This window comes from Algoriphagus ratkowskyi (assembly GCF_002150505.1).
Lineage (GTDB): Bacteria > Bacteroidota > Bacteroidia > Cytophagales > Cyclobacteriaceae > Algoriphagus > Algoriphagus ratkowskyi.
The window spans coordinates 79,354-99,572 of the sequence record NZ_MSSV01000007.1 but is presented as its reverse complement, the minus strand read 5'-3'; the positions used below and the strand labels follow the sequence as shown (position 1 = coordinate 99,572).

Genomic DNA, 20,219 nt, shown 5'->3' with positions numbered 1-20,219 from the left:
AAATATTCTCTCAGAACATGAAAAAATGAATGTAATATCAATATCCATGCTTTTTTAGTGTGGGATACTTTAGTAAACAAACGTGAATTATAGAATATGTATATCCGCTTTGTTACCAGTAAAGAATCAAAAGCATAATAGGATTTGGTTAACTTAAGAATTTAGGCCACTTCCCTGCCTGCTGGTAGGCAGGGGTCACCCGTCTTCGGTCTTCTGACCGGTTGAGCAAAGGGATTTTGGGTACTGGCAAGATTGCGGATAATAAGATTAAAGAATATAGAAATTAGAGAAATGTTCTAAAGAAGTATCAGAAAACGAAACTTCGAGGTGGATAATTATAACTGTAAACAGCAGGTTCTATTTCGCCATAACAATCCATTTTTTATAGATAAAGAAAAAGGCCAGCATCTGCTGACCTTTTTTAACTTTTAAAGGACTAGTTAACTCAATCAACTTGACCTCTCAATTCACCACCAGGAAATTTATCTGAATGCACATTAACATAAGCATTACCTGTTCTAAACGCCTCTCTAAGTATAATTAAATCACCACCGAGTAGTTGTCCAGAGAATTTCATTGGCATGATTTCACCTTTTGCATAAAGACCAGAAACTGGACCATTCACTTTATCCATTCTAAGTGTAAATACTACGCCGCCATTTGCGCCAGCCTTTGCAAAGTGAATGTGAGCAAATCTTACATCAGATAAACCTGCAACATTCACATGAAATGAGGCTGAATTTCCATCATTTGAAAAATTGAATTTTGCAATTCCGGACCCTGAGGACATTACCGAAGGTACCTCGTTTGATCCAGTCAGCTTTGCGCCATAATTTTTGTTGTCATTAGACTTCACCATACTTACTTGACCACGAAGTTCACCGCTTGGATTAGCTGAAGTGTGCACATTTACATAGATTCTACCTTCTTCCATTTCTTTAATCAAATCTGAAATTGACATTCCTTTCAAAGCTCCAGACAAGTTAGAGGCATCTATCATGCCCTCAGCAATTACTCCATTCATAAGTCCTGAAGGACTTTGAGTTGGAAGTAAAGTAACAACCACTCCTCCATTTGATCCTGTCACCGCTTTGTGAAGATGAGCGAAAAGTATTCCTGTTGTGTTTGCAACTCGCACTTCGAATTTAAGTGTGTTTCCATCTACTTGAGTAATACGTGCAGCACCTGATCCAGGGGAAATCACTGCAGGGTTTTCTTCTGTACCTATTAAGAATGCGCCGAATTCAGCAAGCTGACCTTTACGTGCATTGGGGTCGGATTCTGAGGCAGAAGCAATTGCATTATCATCTGATGCTTGATTCATCACAGGTGATACATCTTGCAAGTTTTGGCAGCTGAATGCAACAAAGGCCAAAAAAGCAAGGGACATTAATTTTTGAAAGGAGTTTTTCATGGTATGATGGTTAAAATTTGTTAATTATTTTAATACATACGTAAATTCTCAACCTGCTGGATGCTTATGATTTTCATTTATTTATAGGACGAATCAGTGGATTTAGAAAGCCTTACAAGTTTTAAAAAAATGACATAATTTTTTAGAATGTAAGTGCTCAGATTCTTATATGAATTTGATGGATTTTTTACAAATCAAAGGTTTTATAGTTGAGTAGAATGAACAGCATCAGAGCTAGTGGTAGATTAAATAAATAGACTTCTTATTAATGAATCATTTTCCTAATCAAGAATTTTTTTTAGGTTTAATTATTCTTCTAAAATCTCGTAAATGAAAAGACTTTGTTTACTTTTTTTAATTATAGTAATCTTTTCCTGCGCCGAAAAAGGGACTGAAAAAATCTACCAAGGCAAACTTGAAGAATTGCTTTTGGAGGATTTCAGCTTGGAAAAAGATTCTCTGACAAGAGGGTTTACAAATCTTAGAGTTTTGACCGATTCTGACAATGAGTATTTAGTCTATCCTCGATCAGCAAGATCTGTTAAAGGAACTTCCTATATTTTCTTAAATCTGAAAACTTCAGAAATAGAACAAGAAATAACTATTCCTTCAGAAAGCCCAGACGCAATGAGTGGAGGTGGCTATTATTTGCCAATTTCTCCAGATAAAATATTGGCTGTAAATCGAAAGGGCTGGACAGCTGCTTATGATTCTAAAGGATCAAAGTTGTCTGAATTGAAATCTGAGTTGAATCTATCTAGTACTTTGGAATCTCTGGTAATGGCGGAAACTAAAAGAGGGATGATGTACTTTCAACATCCCTATATTCAAATAGGTCAGAACCCTTCTCATTTTAACACAATTTCAAAAAACACCGGTCCGGGTGAGATGAGGTCTAGTTTTCCATTGGATTTCAAGTCATGGCTGACCAGAATAAACGTACAAACCGGGGAGATTGAGAACAGCGATTTTGGAATACCTGATGGGTATGAAGTTTTTGAAGGAGATGTGACAGCGACACAGCTTTTGGGTGCATATGATGAAAAAAGAGGGGTTTACGCGCTCGCGTGGCCATATTCCGAAGAGTTATATGTTTTGGAAGGACTTAATCTCCAGAAAAAGGTAATTCCCAAATCCACTATTACTTTTAATTTTCTTCCCAGCGAGATTATTCCAGTGGGAGAGATGTGGACAGCTTGGACTCTACCTAAAGAAGCCTCAGCAAATGTCTTTTTACTATATGATTCTTACCGTGATCTGAATATCCGCTGCTCAAAGATCAAGGAATCTGGAACTGGGGAGACCAAATTTGAACGAACCAAACATTATATTTTGAGTATCTACTCAGGAGAGTGGGAGCCGAAGGAGAATACTTTTTTGACTTCGAAACAGAGCTAGAAATTGAAAATTGGTTCCTTACTTCCGAAGGACTTTTTATCAATAAACCCGAGCAAAAATCTGAGGATGAATACGAGTTTTATAAGATTGATTTGAGTGGGTTTGTCGATTGACCTTTGAGGTGTTGTCCCGAATGCCAGCGGCTTCGGGATCTCCTCGAAGGTCTTGATTTCAGGGGTGTTGGATATAAAAGAAATTAGGTGATATGAAGCCTTTAAAGTCTAATTACGATTCCTAAAGTAAGAACTCAAAGGTTCACTTTATTTTAAAAAAAAACTTCGTGGAGATTGTGCGCTACCTTTTAGCTCACAATAACACCACAAAGGTTAGAACACAAAAAACGGCTGAATCTCTCCAGCCGCTCGTAAATCGTAAATCAAAAATCTAAGATCACCTAGGTGTGCATAGCACCATTCACCTGCAACACCTGTCCAGAGATATAGCTACTCATCTCTGACCCCAGGAAAACACAGGCATCGGCCACTTCTTCTGGTCGGCCACCACGCTTCATAGGGATTCCGTCTCTCCAGCCTTGTACAGTTTTCTCATCAAGCACGGCTGTCATCTCAGTTTCGATAAAACCCGGTGCGACAGCATTGCATCTAATATTTCTAGAGCCAAGTTCCAAGGCAATAGATTTGGTGAAACCTATGATTCCAGCTTTCGAAGCAGCATAGTTTGCCTGGCCAGCATTTCCTTTAATTCCCACTACGGAAGTGATATTGATGATGGAGCCAGACTTCGCTTTCATCATAGTTCTGTTCACTGCTTTTACAGTATTAAAGCAGGATTTTAAGTTGATTCCAATCACTTCATCCCAAGCTTCTTCTGTCATTCTCATCAACAAATTGTCACGAGTGATACCAGCATTGTTGATCAAAACATCCAATCTACCGAATTCTGCTACAACTGCGTTTACTAACTCTTCAGCTGCTTTGAAGTCCGAAGCATCAGATCTATAGCCTTTGGCTTTGATGCCAAATGCCGCCAATTCCGCTTCTAGTGCTTGGCCTTTTTCCACACTTGACAAAAAAGTAAAAGCGACATTTGCGCCCTCTTGTGCATATCTGATAGCAATTGCTCTTCCGATGCCTTTGGATGCACCGGTGATCAATGCCGTTTTTCCTGAAAGTAATCCCATGGACTTTAAAATTTTGTTTTGCCAAAATTAGAAAAAAAGCTAAAACTTTTGATTCTAAAAATGAATTCACTTGCCTTATGATTAGAGTATTTGTCAATCGTTGGCCAAATGAAGTTTATTAAATAGATTATTTCACAATATCATTGAAAAGTAGAATATTAATTGGAAATAGAGATTTTGTACTAAAGAAATCAGGCTTTTCTCCCGAAATTGAGAATCAAACCAAATTTTTTTCTGAAGCCAAAAGGCTTATTTTTGCGATAGGTATATTCAATTGTACCAGTAGATAGCTCAAAGCATATTAGAAATAGCTTCGTTTTAAACTTTAGGCCACTTCGGTCTCCCGATAACTATCTGGAGGGCATCCGTCTTCTAGCCTATAACGCAAGGAGATTAATGCTACTGAAAAATTGAGGATACCTGGTTTACATTATTCAATTCGTTCTAAAAACAAGTAATAGATATGTCTTCGACCAAATTTGACTTAATCGTGGTGGGCAGCGGACCAGGTGGCTATGTAGCTGCTATTCGCGCTTCCCAACTCGGTCTAAAAACTGCCGTAGTAGAAGCTGCGGAATTGGGTGGTATTTGTCTTAACTGGGGTTGTATTCCCACTAAAGCTTTATTGAAAAGTGCTCAGGTATTTGAGTATATAAATCACGCTGCGGATTATGGGATCACAGTGGCCGATGCAAGTGCCGATTTCACAGGGATCGTCAAAAGAAGTCGTGGCGTAGCTGATGGAATGAGTAAGGGAGTAACATTTCTGCTGAAGAAGAACAAGATCGAAGTAATTAAAGGTTGGGGTAAAATCCAGTCTGGAAAGAAAGTGGAAGTCACTGATAGCGAAGATACAAAGACTGTTTATTCAGCTGATAATATCATCATCGCTACTGGAGCAAGATCTCGTGAACTTCCTTCAATGAAAATTGATAAGAAGAAAATTATCGGTTACCGTGATGCCATGGTGTTGGATAAGATGCCAAAGAAAATGGTGGTCGTTGGTTCTGGAGCCATCGGAATTGAGTTCGCCTATTTCTACGCTACTATGGGCACTGAGGTGACTATAGTAGAATTTTTAGATAGAATCGTACCCGTGGAGGATGCTGAAGTTTCCAAGACTTTGGAGAAACTCTACAAAAAAGCAGGAATGACTATCATGACTTCTTCGGAAGTGACTGCGGTAGACACCAAAGGAACAGGTTGCAAAGTGACGGTAAAAACTGCCAAAGGTGAAGAAACATTAGAATGTGATATCGTTCTTTCTGCTGCTGGTGTTGTTTCAAACTTGGAAAACTGTGGTTTAGAAGACGTTGGAATCTTGGTGGAAAAAGGAAAAATTCAAGTTGACGAATACTATAAGACAAATATGCCGGGCTATTATGCTATTGGAGATGTGGTTCCTGGACCAGCTTTGGCACACGTAGCATCTGCGGAAGGGATTATTTGCGTGGAGAAGATTGCTGGTCAGAATCCTGCTCCATTGGATTATGGAAATATCCCAGGTTGTACCTATTGCTCTCCTGAGATTGCTTCTGTAGGTATGACGGAAGCTAAGGCTAAAGAAGCTGGTTACGAGTTGCGAATAGGGAAATTCCCATTCTCTGCATCTGGTAAAGCTTCAGCTGCTGGCGCAAAGGATGGTTTCGTAAAACTGGTGTTCGATAAGAAATACGGTGAGTTGCTTGGCGCACACCTGATCGGAGCAAACGTGACAGAGATGATCGCTGAGATTGTTGCTGTTCGTAAATTGGAGATCACAGGTCATGAACTTATCAAAACCGTGCATCCTCACCCAACGATGTCAGAGGCGATAATGGAAGCTGCAGCCGCTGCTTATGACGAGGTAATCCACCTTTGATATAAATTTTCAAAATAAAAAGACAGAAGACCAACAACTAATTGGTCTTCTGTCTTACTTTTAAGGAAGAAATTTTTCAAACCACCGATTTTTGGAAGAAGTACAAATCATCGCCGGACTAAGGGCAAAAGACAGAAAGACCACAGAGTATTTGTACGACAAATACTCTAGAGCTCTCTATGCGGTGATTTCGAGAATTGTATTTGATAAGGATATTGCAGAGGAAGTTTTTCATGATGCTTTTGTCAAAATAACTAAAAAAATAGATCGTTACGAGGAGTCAAAAGGTCGGTTATATACTTGGATGGCCAACATCTGTCGTAATTCAGCCATTGATAAACTTCGCTCCAAAGAAATTTCACAATCCGGTAAGACCAACACAATAGATGACTTCGTATATGGAATGGAGAGCCAATCAGGCACCCAAGAACATATAGACGGAATCGGAGTGAAGGAATTAATGATCGCACTTAATGAAGATCAAAAGTTCATTGTAGAATATATCTACTTTAAAGGGTATACGCATTCAGAGGTATCTGAGGAATTTGATATACCACTGGGCACCGTTAAGTCTAGGGTGAGAGCGGCCATACAAGTGTTGAAAAAAAATGTAGCAAGAATTTAGTGGATATTCAATCATACATATCGTCAGGAAAACTGGAACTTTTCTTACTTGGAGAGTTAACAGAGAGGGAGCGCGAGGAAGTCTTAGACTTTGCGAAGCGTTATCCTGAGATCCAGCAGGAGTTGGATGATCTGCAGGAGACTATGTTTGCATTTGATAATCTAACTGGTTTAGCGCCATCTCAGGAAGTTAAGAAGAGAATCTTTTCAACCCTCGAGAGTAGCTTTATCCTCAAAGAAGTTCCAAAGCCTACCGCTGACAGAGCTGACGCGAAAGTTATTTCAATGAGCAATCCATGGAAGCCTTTCGCCATAGCAGCATCTATTGCAGCAATCGTTGCTTCAGGAGCAGCATTATATTATGCAGGTAAGTTTCAGGAAAAAGATCAGCAATTTACTGCTTTACTTCAAGATCAAACTGTGATGGCAGGCAATCTGAATCAGGTAAATCAGGAACTTAAAAAAGTGGATGGTCAGTTCGATAAATTCGTGGCAGGAATTTATAAGCGAGTGGAGATGAAAGGCGAAGGTTTTGAGATGCAAAAAGATGCCAGAGTCGATTTGATTTGGGATCAGAAAGCACAGGAGGTATTTATCGCTGTCAATAATCTTAATGACTTAAGTGATGATCTTGACTATCAACTTTGGGCAATTGGAGATGACGGGCCAGTGGGAATTGGTTTGGTGAATGAAGGTATAAAAATGACTAGGCAGCAAATGGAAGCAGTGGCACAAGCTGGGGCATTTGCCATCACTATAGAACCTAAAGGTGGTTCCAAAGCACCTACACTTGAGAAACTAGTTGTGTTAGGGGAAGTGGCTTAAGGATTTTAAATTGAAAATGATATAATTTAAAATTGCCTGTTCTGAAAAGAGCAGGCTTTTTTCATTTCCAGTAAATTGAGGCATCTTTGAACTCATGGAACTCGAACTCTCAACGCCAGCCTTACTTTTTTCGGCAATTACACTTTTGATGCTCGCCTTTACCAATCGCTTTTTGGCTATAGCCAGCTTGATTCGGGGGCTACATAAAAACTACATGAAAGCACCCGATCAAGAGATTATCGTGGAGCAAATTCATAATTTACGCCGTCGACTGACACTCATCAAAAACATGCAACTCTTTGGAGTATTCAGCTTTCTATTATGTATTATTTGTATGTATTTGCTTTTCCGTGGTTATACTATGGCCGCCAATTGGATTTTTGTAGGAAGTATGGGCTCGCTTTTAGTTTCGCTCTTGATTTCTTTGGTGGAGATTCAGATTTCTACGAAAGCATTAAATCTGGAACTGAAGGACATGGAAGAGATCTTTCAAAAACGGAGTAGCGGATTAGATTTTATATTCAAAAAAGACACGAAAAAAGATGAAGAATAAGTTTTTGTGGATTCCGTTTCTACTTTTATTTTTTGGTTCATGTAGCCAAAAACCAGTAGTAGAACAGGGAGTTCTAGCAGTTGATTCAGAAGTAGAAACGACCGGGAATCACATCCAATTAAGCAGTGTAGAAGAAGCTAGAGCGTTTTATACTTGGACTTCAGATCGAATCCCTATGGTCTCAGCCCATCGAGGCGGACCCTATCCGGGATTTCCAGAAAATGCTATCGAGACCTTTGCCAATGTGGTGAAATATACTCCTACGATAATTGAATTGGACGTGGCGATGACCAAAGACGGAGTTTTGGTGCTGATGCACGATGATAAACTGGATAGAACGACGACTGGCAGAGGATTGGTGAGCAATGCAACTTATGCTGATATTCAGACCCTTTTTCTGAAAGATGAAGATGGGAATATCACTGATTTCAAAGTGCCAACCTTGGAAGAAGCTTTGATTTGGTCCAAGGGGAAAGCACTTTTAACAGTTGATATTAAGCAGTCGGTGCCTTATGAAAAGATAGTTGAAGTAGTTCGAAGTACCGGATCTGAAGCTCACGCGGCCTTGATTACTTATTCTTTTGCGTCAGCCAAAAAGCTGCATTATATGGCTCCTGAGATGATGCTTTCAGTGACGATTCGGAATATGGAGGAGATTGAGCGATTTGAGGAGTCGGGTATCCCTTGGACTCGAGTGATTGCTTTTACCGGAGTAGCAGAGCGTCCACATGAATTTAATAAGGCTTTACATGAAAAAGGAGTGTTTACTATTTTGGGCGTTTTGGGTAACCTAGACGGAAGAGCAATTGCCCGTGGAGATCAGTTGTATGCGAGTTTTGTGCAGAAAGGTGCAGATATCCTGGCCACTGATAGACCTATAGAAGCCGCCGCGGCCATCAAGACTTTGGCTCCATCAACAAGTTCTAAATCCAAGTATTTCAAGAAATGATAATTGACTTAAGAAGCGATACCGTCACAAAACCGACGGCAGGAATGAAGGAAGCGATGTTTTCTGCGCATGTAGGAGATGATGTTTTTGGTGAAGATCCTACAGTGAATGCGCTGGAGGAGAAAGCTGCTAAACTTTTTGGAATGGAAGCGGCTATTTTCTGCCCATCTGGCACTATGACCAATCAGATCGCAATTCGATTGCATACCCGTATTCAGGCGGAGGTTATTTGTCATAAATATTCTCATGTCTATCTCTATGAGGGTGGCGGAATCATGTCAAATTCTCTGGCATCAGTGAAGTTGCTTGAAGGAGATTTGGGGAAAATCTCTGCGGATCAGATCAAAGCAGCAATCAATCCGGACGATGTGCATGCGCCGGAGACAACCTTGGTTTCTTTGGAAAACACCATGAATAAGGGTGGAGGAAGTATTTATACATTGGATGAAGTCAATCCAATTAAGGAGCTTTGCAAAGAAAATGGCTTGAAGCTTCATTTGGATGGAGCAAGATTGTTCAATGCCTTGGCTGAATCTGGAGAAAGCCCAGAAGACTGGGGAGCACAATTCGACACGATTTCGATTTGCCTGAGTAAGGGATTGGGCTGTCCAGTTGGCTCATTACTTCTGGGTTCCAAAGTAGATATCAAGCGCGCGAGAAAAGTCAGAAAGGTCTGGGGTGGAGGAATGCGTCAAGCAGGATTTTTGGCTGCGGCAGGAATATATGCGCTGGATAATCACGTCAATCGTTTAAAAGAAGATCATGCCCGAGCAAGAGCTTTGGGAAAGATACTTGAGAACTTGTCCTTTGTATCAGAAGTTTTTCCCGTAGCGACGAATATTGTGATCGCCAGATTGGATGGTCTTTCTCCGGAAGAATTCATGGATAAGCTGGATGAGCAACAAATTAAATCAGTCAAATTTGGGCCAGACTTGGTGCGATTTGTTACACATCTGGATTTTGGAGATGAGGGGTTGGAGGAGTTTGGGAGTAGAGTTAAACAGATTTCATTTTAGGATAGTTAACAGCAAGGATTCACAGAGATTTATACAGAGTTCGCAAGTGGTAGTGGCGAAACATTTTTCGCCCAATTTGGATTGATCTGTGGGGACGCACACCGCAGTGATGAAGTATCTTTCTCGCTTTATGTAGTTAGTTTTTGGAGTGTAATTATTAAACCTTTGTGAATCTTCTGTACGTTTTAAATATGTATATTCATAAAAATGCAAAAATATATTGACTCGTGAAAAAGTATTAGAAGCTGTTAAGAATATGCCTCAAGAGTTTTCAATCGATGATTTGATAGATAAATTGCTTCTATTGAACAAAATTGAAATAGGATTGGATCAATCCAAAAATGGCGAGACCTTTACGGCTAAGGAAGCTAAAAAGATGATCAAGGAATGGTCAAAGTAAAATGGACTAAGCAAGCTATTGAGAATATTATTTGCCGCTTTCACCCAAATTTGCGAATAAAGTAACTGACCAGATTTTCTCTAAGGAGAGACTTTTAGCATCATTTCCAACCGTAGGAAGAGTGGTTCCAGAGTTGAATAATGAAAGTGTCAGGGAAATTATTTACAAGCAATTCAGAATTATTTATGTGGTTTTAGACAATGAATTGATTCACATCATATCCTTTTATTCAAGCTCAAAACCACTTTCTAATATATCTCTTTTCGGCTAATTTTTTTGGTGACAATCTTTGTCAATTTAGGAGGCTCTTCACAAGCTTTACTTTTTGTCTAGTATCTTGCAAGCCTTAATCACGCTAGCAAATGAATAACACCCCTCTTGCAGAACGCATGCGCCCAACCCGATTGGAAGACCTGATTGGGCAGGAACATTTATCTTCGCCCAAGTCTTTTTTATTTAAGGCCATCAAAACTGGCAATGTACCTTCTTTGATCCTTTGGGGGCCTCCTGGCGTAGGAAAAACGACCATAGCGAATATCATTGCAAATGAAATTAAAGCTCCTTTCTATACGCTAAGTGCGATCAGTTCTGGGGTGAAGGATATCCGTGAGGTGATCGAAAAAGCGAAGTTTCAGCAGGGAGTAGTTCTTTTTATCGATGAAATTCACCGCTTCAATAAGTCCCAGCAGGATGCGCTTCTGGGTGCTGTGGAAAAGGGAGTGATCCGCTTGATAGGAGCTACTACGGAGAATCCTTCCTTTGAAGTCAATGCAGCTTTACTTTCTAGATGTCAGGTTTTTACGTTGAATTCTTTGGGTAAATCTGAGCTTGAAGCCATGATCCATCAGGCGTTGGAGCATGATATTGAGTTGAAAAAAATCAAAGTAGAGCTTAAAGAAACAGATGCACTATTGAGGATTTCTGGAGGAGATGGGCGAAAATTGCTGAATCTGCTGGAAATAGTAATTGATGGAATCAATGAAGATCCCTGTGTAATTACTGATGAAAAGGTCATGCAAATCGCACAGCAGAAAGTTGCGCTTTATGATAAGTCCGGCGAGCAGCATTACGATATTATTTCAGCTTTTATTAAATCCATACGAGGTTCTGATCCGAATGCGGCCGTTTATTGGCTGGCTCGGATGATCGAAGGGGGAGAGGATGTGAAATTTATCGCTAGACGCTTGGTGATTTTGGCTTCTGAGGATATCGGAAATGCCAATCCGAATGCGCTGCTTTTGGCTACTAATTGCTTTGAGGCTGTCAAGATTATTGGGTATCCTGAGTCAAGGATTATTCTTTCCCAATGCGTGACTTACCTGGCGAGTTCTCAGAAAAGCAATGCGGCTTATATGGCGATCAATCAAGCTCAGGCTCTTGTGCGGGAGAAGGGAGATTTGTCCGTGCCTTTGGCCTTACGCAATGCTCCAACCAAGTTGATGAAAGAATTGAACTATGGGAAAGCTTACAAATATTCCCACGATTTCCCTGGAAATTTCGTTGCTCAGGAGTTTATGCCCGATGAGATCAAAGGCTTGAAATTGTACGATCCAGGAGAAAATGCCAGGGAAAATGAGTTGAGAAGATATCTTAGCTCGAAGTGGCAGGGGAAATATGGTTATTGAGAATTTTCAATTTTCAAATTCAAGTCTCAATTTTCAAATCTTTCAATTTTGCAATCTTCCAATATTAAAAGCCTACAAACCCCATAAAAATAATAGAGAATTGGAAACTCAATTCATATTTTTATATATTTGTCACACTAACTATTGGTATGACACAAGAGCAATATTCTAAGTATTCATTTTTATTGGACCGTACGGCCCGAAAAGTGAAGCAATACGCTCAGCAACAGTTCAAATCAGGAGATTTTGATGTGACGGTAGATCAGTGGTTGGTGATGAAAAACTTGTCGGAAAACGATGCCCTAAGTCAGACGGAACTGGCAAATTTGGTCTTTAAAGATCATCCTACGCTTACTCGAATTATCGATTTGCTTTGCAAAAAGGGGTATGTGGAGCGTGTGCCACACCCTCAGGACAGGCGTAGTTTTCAGTTGCATCTTACAGAAACTGGCGTATCTAAAGTTGTCTCACTTCGACCTGAAATACATAATATCAGAGAAAAAGCTTGGGAGAACTTAAGTCCAAACGATTTCGACGAGTTTAAGCGGATTCTTGATACGATTTACCAAAATCTTAACGGTGAGTCACTTGAACAATAACTAGTTAATAACTAAAGAGAATTTTAATCAGGGAAAACCCCAAATTTTCATTCATTATGATCCATACAGACCTTTGTATTATCGGAGCCGGCCCAGTTGGCCTATTTGCAGTATTCGAAGCTGGTTTGCTGAAAATGCGCTGTCACCTAATCGATGCTCTGCCTCAGGTCGGAGGTCAGCTTTCGGAGATTTATCCGCAAAAGCCTATTTATGATATTCCGGGTTATCCTGAAGTGAATGCTCAGGACTTGGTGGATAACTTGATGGAGCAGGCTAAGCCATTTTCACCGACTTTTACTTTGGGTGAGCGCGTGGATCACTTGGCCAAGCAAGAAGATGGATCCTTCATTTTGACTACTAGCGATAAGACTAAAATTCATGCACAGGTGATCGTCATCGCTGGTGGTTTGGGATGTTTTGAGCCTAGAAAGCCAGTCGTTGAGAATTTGGAACTGTTCGAAGGCAAAGGAATTACTTATATGGTGAAGAATCCTGAGACTTTCCGTGATAAAAATGTGATTCTTGCCGGCGGGGGAGATTCAGCTTTGGACTGGACTATATTTCTTTCTAAAGTTGCCAAAAGAGTCACTTTAGTTCATAGAAATGAGACTTTCCGTGGAGCTCCAGATTCTGCTTCAAAGGTTTTTGATCTGGCCAATAAAGGTAAAATAGACCTGATACTTTCTGCCAATTTGAAGGGAGTTTCTGGAAATGGTGTGTTGGATACGGTGACTTTTACAGATAAAAACAAGGAAGAAATCAAAATTGGGGCAGATTATTTGATCCCGCTATTTGGCTTGAGTCCAAAGCTTGGGCCGATTGCGGATTGGGGATTGAGCATAGACAAAAATGCGATAGAGGTTGATACGCGTGATTACTCCACTGGAGTGGACCGAATCTATGCGATCGGTGATATCAATACCTATCCTGGTAAGTTGAAATTAATTCTTTGTGGATTCCATGAAGCAGCAATTATGATGCACTCAGCATTTAAATATGTCTATCCAGATCAAAAATTGAGCTTCAAATACACAACCGTTAATGGTGTGAATTCATTTTAATACTATTATTGCGGTATGGTTAATTTCACTGTAGAAGATCAAGAAGGAAATCGTCAAGATTGCGAAGCGCCAGATGACATGGGCTTAAATCTGATGGAAGTCCTCAAAGCATACGAATATCCTATTTTGGCAACCTGTGGAGGTATGGCACTATGTGGCACTTGTCACATCGAAATACTGGAAGGAAAGGACGAATTGGGCGAAGCTACTGATCCTGAATTGGATCAGCTGGAGAATCTTCCAGATTACTTTCCTACTTCACGTTTGGCTTGCCAAATCCGCATCGGAGATGTGCTAGATGGCTCTGTCATCAAACTACGGGGAGAAGATCAGTAAGCGATTACTAGTTTTAAATATTCTTAAAGCCACTCAGTAATGGGTGGCTTTATTTTTTCAATCACAAAGTTCCCAAAGGATGCGCAAAAAGCACAGAGATCCTGCTTCTTCAGAAGCTAGACTATTAAAACTAGTATACGTACCTTAATAATTCTTAAAGCAATTCAGTGCTGAGTAGCTTTTGTTATTTTAGTGTGACATGAAATATTTAATAATCTTTATTTTCCTGGTTTTAAGCGACCAAGCTTTGGCTTGTAGATGTGCCTTTTCTACCCCTTCAGATAGATTTCTGTCAGCTGATTTTGTGGGCCGGATAAAGATTGTAAAAGTGTATCCCAATGAGGCAGATAATAAACCCTATAAAGCTGATGTGGAAATAATCGAGCATTTCAAAGGGGACAAAATCAAATCAATCTACATCGCTGGGCGAAGTGATGGAAGTTTAGGTTCATCCTGCGATGTTTTTTATCCTGAAGGATCAGACTTATTGGTTTTTGCCAGAAATGATTCTGGTGGAAGAGTTTCTTTTGGTATGTGCTCCTTTCCAATTGATTTCAAAAACAACAGAGATAAAGATCAGCGTGATTTAGAGAGCATACGAGTTTTAAGTAAGTATGACAGTACGCTTACAGCCACATATGAGCCTATAATATCTTCAAGTTTCTCCGAGTTTTTGGAAAGTAAAAAAGGGATTGAGCTGAAAGAACAATACGCACTTTTTGAAGTAATTCTTAATGATCAGGTTTGCCCTTCGGAAATAAATTTGATAAAAGGGTTTGAAGCTGAGATAGATTCGGAGATAATAGATGAGCTTTTTAAATCAACATGGGAGATAAGATTCCACAGGAAAGAAGATTCAGTTGAGGGTGCCCTCAAAGTTATTGTGCCTGTCTATTTCTATCTTCCGGAGAGGGGAGAAAAGAGTTTTTTGAGCACAAATGGGAATTAGGCTTTGACAGTACCGCTTCACGAAAAAAGCGGACTTGATTTTGTGCTTTCTATCGTTGATTGAGTAATTTGAAATTTCGTAAAAAATCTACCCAATGAAAACTCTCCCAATCTTTTTCTTCCTCCTCCTGATCACCTCTTCCGCTTTTTGCCAAAATCCACTCGACACAAAAGAAGAATCCCAAGAAATAATCAACCTGATCAATTCGTATTCCAAAGCTCGTGACACTAAAGATACCGTGTTGCTGAAAGAGATATTGATCAAAGATGTGGATCAATTGGTTTCCTCTGGAGTTTGGCGCAAAGGGATCGCAGAAGCAGTTCAAGGAATGATGGAGAGTTCTACGTCAAATCCTGGAGACCGAACATTGAAAGTAGAGTCTATTCGTTTTGTCAATCCTGATGCGGCTATTGTGGATGCGCGCTATGATATCAAAAATGCAAATGGGACTATCCGTAAAATGTGGAGCACCTTTGTCGTGGTGACGGAGACCAATCAATGGAAAATCTCTGCTATTAGAAACATGCTTCCAACAGGGAATTAGGCTGGGTGACCAGACTAATTTACATTTTTTGGATTTTATAAATTGAAAGTTGCTAGCAGAATTGAGTGACAATCCTGTGAATAGAGGTTCTGCCTTCACCTGACTTTTACACGAGCAGCAATTAACATCCTTTTTTTTGGTTTAATTTAAGCCTGAAATCTATGTAGTAGCAGAACTTCATAGAGGCACCACGAATACGTAACCCTAATATTTATGAAGAGAAAACTATTATTGCTGCCAGCATTGTTTTTAGCTGGGATGACTTTTGCGCAAGTAGTTGAGCTTGATGCAATTGAGAAAATTAAAAAAGAAGGCCTTGAAAATTCGCATGTAGAAGAGTTGGCTTTTCAACTTGTAGATAAGGCCGGGCCTAGATTGAGTAATTCGGAAGGCTATGAAAGGGCTGTTGAGTATACCCTCAAACAACTTACTGACTGGGGACTGAAAAATGCAGCCGCTGAACCGTGGGGAGAATTTGGTCGTGGCTGGGAAATGGAAAAGAGTTATGTGGCGATGACCAAACCCTATTACATGCCTTTCATCGCTATTCCGAAAGCGTGGACGGAAAGCACTAAAGGTGAGGTGAGCGGAAAAGTTGTGTTCCTAGATATTAAAACAGAGAAAGATTTCGCTAAATACAAGGGAAAACTCAAAGGCGCTATTGTGGCGATCAAACCATCTGGAACTCAAGAACCAACATTTGCACCAGATGCAGTAAGATTTACGGAGGAGGAATTGCAGCGTATGGCGGCACCAGCTTCACGAGAATCTCGTGCAAATAATGGAAACACTGATAGAATGTCTGAAATCAGAGCTGCCAGAGCTTTGTCTCAAAAAATCAGTGAATTTATTATTGCTGAAGGTCCTGCTTTGATTATTAAAGGAGTGAACGGGCGACATGGGACACTTTTTACAAGTAGCCCAAGAGGATATATTAAAGATACTCCAGAAGGTATTCCTGAATTGGAAACTGCTCCTGAGAATGTGAACTTGATGGCTCGATTGAGTGAAAATGGAGTTGAAGTAGAAATCGAAGCTGAAGTAAAAACAAGGTTCAGAAATGATGATCTTCAGGGATACAATGTCATCGCAGAGATTCCTGGATCAGACCCTACATTGAAGTCTGAAATTGTAATGCTTGGAGGTCACTTGGATTCTTGGCATGGAGCAAATGGCGCTACAGATAATGCTGCTGGATGTATCGTGATGATGGAAGCCGTAAGAATATTGCAAGCAACTGGATTACAGCCAAAAAGGACTGTTAGAATTGCGCTATGGGGTGGTGAAGAACAAGGTTTACATGGTTCTAGAGGCTATGTGAACAACCATTTTGGTGATCGGGAAACTATGAAAATGTTGCCAGAGCATGAGAAGATGTCTGCCTATTACAATATCGATAATGGTACAGGAAGAATTCGTGGAATTTACCTTCAAGGAAATGAGGCAGTTGGGCCGATATTTAATGAATGGTTTGCTCCTTTGGATGATATCGTAGAAGACCGAACCATCACGATAGATAACACAGGTGGAACAGATCACCAGAGCTTTGATGCACTTGGCCTCCCAGGGTTTCAGTTTATTCAAGATCCTATCGAATACCGTACGCGTACACACCATACCAACATGGATACGTATGAGCGATTGGAGATGGATGACTTAAAACAGATGGCGGTAGTAGTAGCTTCTTTCGTATATAGCACAGCACAAAAAGATGAAATGCTTCCAAGAAAGAAGTTGAAAAAGTAAATTTTTATTTAAATAGCAGCATAATAAACCCTTAATCAACTACATATGAATTTAAAAAAATTAGTATTGTTATGTGCTGTGTTTCTCTTTGTCGGAATGGCAGCTTACGCACAGAGTGACATTAATGGAAAGTGGAACACAGTCTATTCCAGTCCAGATGGAGATTACCCGTTGGTTCTCAAGTTTAAAGTGAATAATGAGCTTGTGACCGGCACAATCGGAAGTGAAATGGGCGAGCTTCCCTTAGATCACGGGAAAGTTGATGGGAAAAAATTCACCTATGATTTTGTATTTAATAACATGACTATTAAGCACGCTGGTGAATTAATTTCAAAAGATGAAATACTGATTAAGTCTGAAATGGGAAGTTTAAAATTGACCCGAGCCAAAGAGTAATTATTAATTAGTTGAAAAGCCCTATTTCAGCAGTCCAATTGTTGAAATGGGGCATTTTTATGACCTTAAGTCCTATTATATTAGTATGAAATCAACACATAAAGCCTTGATGAATTGGAGTGGAGGCAAAGATTCTGCGCTGACACTTTACAAATTGCAACAATCCCAAGATTATGAAATTGCATGCTTACTTACGAGTATAAGTGAGAAGTTTCAGCGGATTTCCATGCATGGAGTTCGAGTAGATTTGCTGGAATTACAGGCTGAAAGTATCGGAATTCCTTTGGTAAAAATGGAAATCCCAGATATGCCATCTATGGAGGTCTATGAAGAGGCGATGCGTACTACGCTTGTTAATCTGAAGAAAGAAGGTATCACTACCTCGATTTTCGGCGATATATTTTTGGAAGACTTAAGGTCATATCGTGAAAGTAAATTAGCGGAATTAGAGCTTGAAGCTGTGTTTCCACTGTGGAAGCAACCAACTGATAGGCTTATCAGAGAATTTTTGGATTTAGGCTTTAAGACTATCACTACTTGTGTGAATGAGAAATTTTTGGATAAAAGCTTTGTAGGTCGAGTGATCGACAAAGACTTTTTGAAAGATTTACCTGCAAATGTTGATCCCTTTGGAGAGAATGGGGAGTTTCATACATTCGTATTTGATGGACCAATTTTTAGCAACCCGGTTAAATTTGAACTTGGTGAAATTGTCTTAAGAAAGTACGAAGCACCGAAAACTCTAGATGATGCTGACCAGTGTTTTTCTGATAAAAAGGAAGATCCATCCGCGTATGGATTTTGGTATTGTGACTTGATTCCTAATTGAAAATTGACTTCCAGATACCGTCCTTAAATCCTTCCTGTTTGACTTTTCTTGCTGATTCACCCATAGAAATTCCTAAGGTCATTTCAAGTTCTATTGGCTGTTTGATTTCTTCCTCAATCTCTGATTTTATCTCTTCAAAATCATTTTCCGTCAAAACTTTATCCGAAAGCAAGGTGACAGATAGACGTAGCGGATTCATTTGAACTACCTTCACTTCTCTTAATAAACCGTGAGGAATTTCCTTGCCAGCAAGTTCTTGGATGATGGAGTTTTCATCTACCATCTTATTGAAGCTGAGTCCAAGGGGTAATGCTATTGCGATAAATATTCCAAGGCTAATCATAAGGCCTCGTTTGGCCAGCCTGAAGGGAGAAAATCCTAGAACCAAAAAAGTAATTGAGGCAGCCATGACAATACCTGCCAAGTTTGTTCCCAGCAATAACATCGCGCCTCCAAAAACGCTCCAATCCAGCCAACCTATCCCAATTCCAGCCACCGCCAAAGGAGGTACTAAAGCAACTGATATCGCTACTCCAGCCAGTGTTTTATTAATTTCTTCTTTAGAATAGGCATATGCGCCAGCTATCCCGGATGCAACGGCAATTCCCAAGTCAAGTAAATTTGGACGAATCCGTGCAAGAATCTGATCATTCAATATTTCTAAAGGTGTGATAGAAGTTATCAGTATAGAAAATAGAAGTCCCAATATAATTCCCCAGAAAATCGTGATTAAACTATTTTTTATCAGCAAAGCATCTTGCCGAAGTGCTCCCATAGCCAAGGAGATAATCGGCCCCATCAGAGGCGCTAAGATCATCGCACCAATTACTACCGGGGCTGAATCTCCAAATAAACCAAACGTGGCGATCATCGTTGACAAAGCCATTAAAACCAAGTAGGTAGAACTTGTTTGAGCATTTTGTCTTAACAATGAAAATAATTCCTTGAATTCTTCAGCCGTTGCGTGACGCACCCAAGGCAAATAGGAGTGGAGCAGCTCTTCTTTTAATCTTCCAGTAGGCAGTAGTCTTGCGTTGATTTCATCCGGACCATCTGTTTTTTCGGCTTCGAGTATGGATGCTCCCGGAAGAAGTTTTATCTTCTCCTCAACCAAATTGATATGTAATTCTTTTTCCTCACCTTCCTTTCCATCCATAGCAAATTGAATAGTTTCGGAGGATGTAATTACAACCTCACTTGTGGAGAGGTATCCTACAAAACTTGGAAGCGTACTTCCTTTTACTGGGAAAAAAAGATTTTGAAGTCCAAATTGAATAAGTGAAAACAGACTTTTTGGAGCTAAAATCAAAAGATGAACTCTTCCGTCTTCGAGTCCGGATTCTTGAATGACCCTTCGGAAAATTATGTTGCTTTCGCAGTGAGCGACTGCCAAAATACCCATAGCAGCAGTTTCTATGACTTTCTCTTCATCACTTCCATTCTTGTAGGTGATCGTATAGGGCTTCAATTTTACCCTTCGAAAAAGGCTACCTAATTGCTTTAGTCGCTGTTTGAGGCCTTCAAAAAAGTTGGAAGAAGAACTGGAGTATAAGATTCCCAACGATGTGCCCACGACCAAAGAGTTGAATGCCATCTTTTCATTTACCTGCATCATATCGATTACTGGTATTTCCTCAGCTAGTTGTATTTCTTCCCAGGCTTTCTCAAAATTTGAATTGATACCATATCCTTTCCTTGCCTCGATCATCTGAGGATGCGGCAGCAAGGCTAACTTCACTTTATTTTCACCTAGCGATTGTATGAGATCTTTTAGATGCTCGTCTGAAAGCGAACAAGCCAAGCAATCCCTTTCTGAATAATTAGATATTTTAAGATCTGAAAAAGAAATGTGCTCAACAGGTTTTGGATCTAGCCTTTCTAGCAACTCTTCAAGTTTTTCCTGCTCCGTTTCCGGATCATATACAAAAGTGATGTTCTTCATTTTAGGCTTTC

Annotated in this window: 21 protein-coding genes; 18 read left to right on the top strand and 3 right to left on the bottom strand. The window is 40.0% G+C overall.

All coding sequences use genetic code 11. The features are described 5' to 3' along the window. Positions 1-445: 445 nt before the first annotated feature. Complete coding sequence (locus BVH02_RS08935) at positions 446-1,414, bottom strand: CHRD domain-containing protein (protein ID WP_086501109.1); 969 nt, start codon at positions 1,412-1,414, stop codon at positions 446-448. Positions 1,415-1,744: 330 nt separating this feature from the next. On the opposite strand from BVH02_RS08935, the gene BVH02_RS08930 reads away from it, so the two are divergent. Continuing rightward, positions 1,745-2,812 (top strand): hypothetical protein, encoded by a 1,068-nt coding sequence (locus tag BVH02_RS08930; protein ID WP_086501108.1) that lies wholly within the window; start codon positions 1,745-1,747, stop codon positions 2,810-2,812. Between the two features lie 394 nt (positions 2,813-3,206). Here BVH02_RS08930 and fabG read toward each other — a convergent pair whose 3' ends face one another. Then, a complete protein-coding gene (gene fabG, locus BVH02_RS08925) occupies positions 3,207-3,953 on the bottom strand; it encodes a 3-oxoacyl-[acyl-carrier-protein] reductase (protein ID WP_086501107.1) in 747 nt (248 codons plus the stop codon). Positions 3,954-4,416: 463 nt separating this feature from the next. Between fabG and lpdA the strand changes: the two genes are divergently transcribed. The 17 genes from lpdA (at position 4,417) to BVH02_RS08840 (ending at position 18,266) form a co-directional block, all read left to right on the top strand. Further along, positions 4,417-5,814: a dihydrolipoyl dehydrogenase gene (gene lpdA / locus BVH02_RS08920; protein WP_086501105.1), complete on the top strand. Its 1,398-nt coding sequence runs from the start codon at positions 4,417-4,419 to the stop codon at positions 5,812-5,814. A 91-nt stretch (positions 5,815-5,905) separates the two neighbouring features. Continuing rightward, positions 5,906-6,439 (top strand): RNA polymerase sigma factor, encoded by a 534-nt coding sequence (locus BVH02_RS08915; RefSeq protein ID WP_086501103.1) that lies wholly within the window; start codon positions 5,906-5,908, stop codon positions 6,437-6,439. Beyond that, entirely contained in the window at positions 6,439-7,263 is an 825-nt protein-coding gene (locus tag BVH02_RS08910) for an anti-sigma factor (RefSeq protein ID WP_086501102.1), read from the top strand. Before BVH02_RS08915 ends, BVH02_RS08910 begins: the two co-directional genes overlap by 1 nt. Positions 7,264-7,357: 94 nt before the next feature. Beyond that, positions 7,358-7,816: a DUF2721 domain-containing protein gene (locus tag BVH02_RS08905; protein ID WP_086501100.1), complete on the top strand. Its 459-nt coding sequence runs from the start codon at positions 7,358-7,360 to the stop codon at positions 7,814-7,816. After that, complete coding sequence (locus BVH02_RS08900) at positions 7,806-8,765, top strand: glycerophosphodiester phosphodiesterase family protein (protein ID WP_086501098.1); 960 nt, start codon at positions 7,806-7,808, stop codon at positions 8,763-8,765. The genes BVH02_RS08905 and BVH02_RS08900 overlap by 11 nt, the downstream gene beginning before the upstream one ends. Next, entirely contained in the window at positions 8,762-9,781 is a 1,020-nt protein-coding gene (locus BVH02_RS08895; RefSeq protein WP_086501097.1) for a threonine aldolase family protein, read from the top strand. The genes BVH02_RS08900 and BVH02_RS08895 overlap by 4 nt, the downstream gene beginning before the upstream one ends. 220 nt (positions 9,782-10,001) lie before the next feature. Continuing rightward, the gene (locus tag BVH02_RS08890) at positions 10,002-10,181 is read left to right on the top strand and encodes a hypothetical protein (RefSeq protein ID WP_223271854.1); all 180 of its coding nucleotides are present in this window, start codon (positions 10,002-10,004) and stop codon (positions 10,179-10,181) included. Positions 10,182-10,212: 31 nt separating this feature from the next. Further along, positions 10,213-10,452 (top strand): type II toxin-antitoxin system RelE/ParE family toxin, encoded by a 240-nt coding sequence (locus BVH02_RS22020; RefSeq protein ID WP_086501094.1) that lies wholly within the window; start codon positions 10,213-10,215, stop codon positions 10,450-10,452. A gap of 91 nt (positions 10,453-10,543) precedes the next feature. After that, positions 10,544-11,806: a replication-associated recombination protein A gene (locus BVH02_RS08880; RefSeq protein ID WP_086501092.1), complete on the top strand. Its 1,263-nt coding sequence runs from the start codon at positions 10,544-10,546 to the stop codon at positions 11,804-11,806. Between the two features lie 149 nt (positions 11,807-11,955). Further along, complete coding sequence (locus tag BVH02_RS08875) at positions 11,956-12,405, top strand: MarR family winged helix-turn-helix transcriptional regulator (RefSeq protein ID WP_086501090.1); 450 nt, start codon at positions 11,956-11,958, stop codon at positions 12,403-12,405. Positions 12,406-12,461: 56 nt separating this feature from the next. Further along, positions 12,462-13,466, top strand: coding sequence for an NAD(P)/FAD-dependent oxidoreductase (locus BVH02_RS08870; RefSeq protein WP_086501088.1), 1,005 nt, complete (start codon positions 12,462-12,464; stop codon positions 13,464-13,466). Between the two features lie 15 nt (positions 13,467-13,481). Beyond that, a complete protein-coding gene (locus BVH02_RS08865; protein ID WP_086501087.1) occupies positions 13,482-13,802 on the top strand; it encodes a 2Fe-2S iron-sulfur cluster-binding protein in 321 nt (106 codons plus the stop codon). A gap of 199 nt (positions 13,803-14,001) precedes the next feature. After that, positions 14,002-14,751 (top strand): hypothetical protein, encoded by a 750-nt coding sequence (locus BVH02_RS08860; protein ID WP_086501085.1) that lies wholly within the window; start codon positions 14,002-14,004, stop codon positions 14,749-14,751. 94 nt (positions 14,752-14,845) lie between these two features. Then, the gene (locus tag BVH02_RS08855; RefSeq protein WP_086501083.1) at positions 14,846-15,295 is read left to right on the top strand and encodes an SgcJ/EcaC family oxidoreductase; all 450 of its coding nucleotides are present in this window, start codon (positions 14,846-14,848) and stop codon (positions 15,293-15,295) included. A 213-nt stretch (positions 15,296-15,508) separates the two neighbouring features. Beyond that, complete coding sequence (locus BVH02_RS08850; protein WP_086501082.1) at positions 15,509-17,041, top strand: M20/M25/M40 family metallo-hydrolase; 1,533 nt, start codon at positions 15,509-15,511, stop codon at positions 17,039-17,041. Positions 17,042-17,086: 45 nt separating this feature from the next. Then, positions 17,087-17,437 carry a hypothetical protein gene (locus BVH02_RS08845; RefSeq protein ID WP_086501080.1) on the top strand — a complete coding sequence of 117 codons (351 nt, stop codon included), beginning with the start codon at positions 17,087-17,089 and terminating at the stop codon, positions 17,435-17,437. An 85-nt stretch (positions 17,438-17,522) separates the two neighbouring features. Beyond that, complete coding sequence (locus BVH02_RS08840) at positions 17,523-18,266, top strand: Dph6-related ATP pyrophosphatase (protein WP_086501286.1); 744 nt, start codon at positions 17,523-17,525, stop codon at positions 18,264-18,266. Here the strand turns inward: BVH02_RS08840 and BVH02_RS08835 are convergent. Further along, the gene (locus tag BVH02_RS08835) at positions 18,259-20,208 is read right to left on the bottom strand and encodes a TIGR00341 family protein (protein WP_086501079.1); all 1,950 of its coding nucleotides are present in this window, start codon (positions 20,206-20,208) and stop codon (positions 18,259-18,261) included. The two genes, BVH02_RS08840 and BVH02_RS08835, sit on opposite strands and share 8 nt — an antisense overlap. Positions 20,209-20,219: the final 11 nt, after the last annotated feature.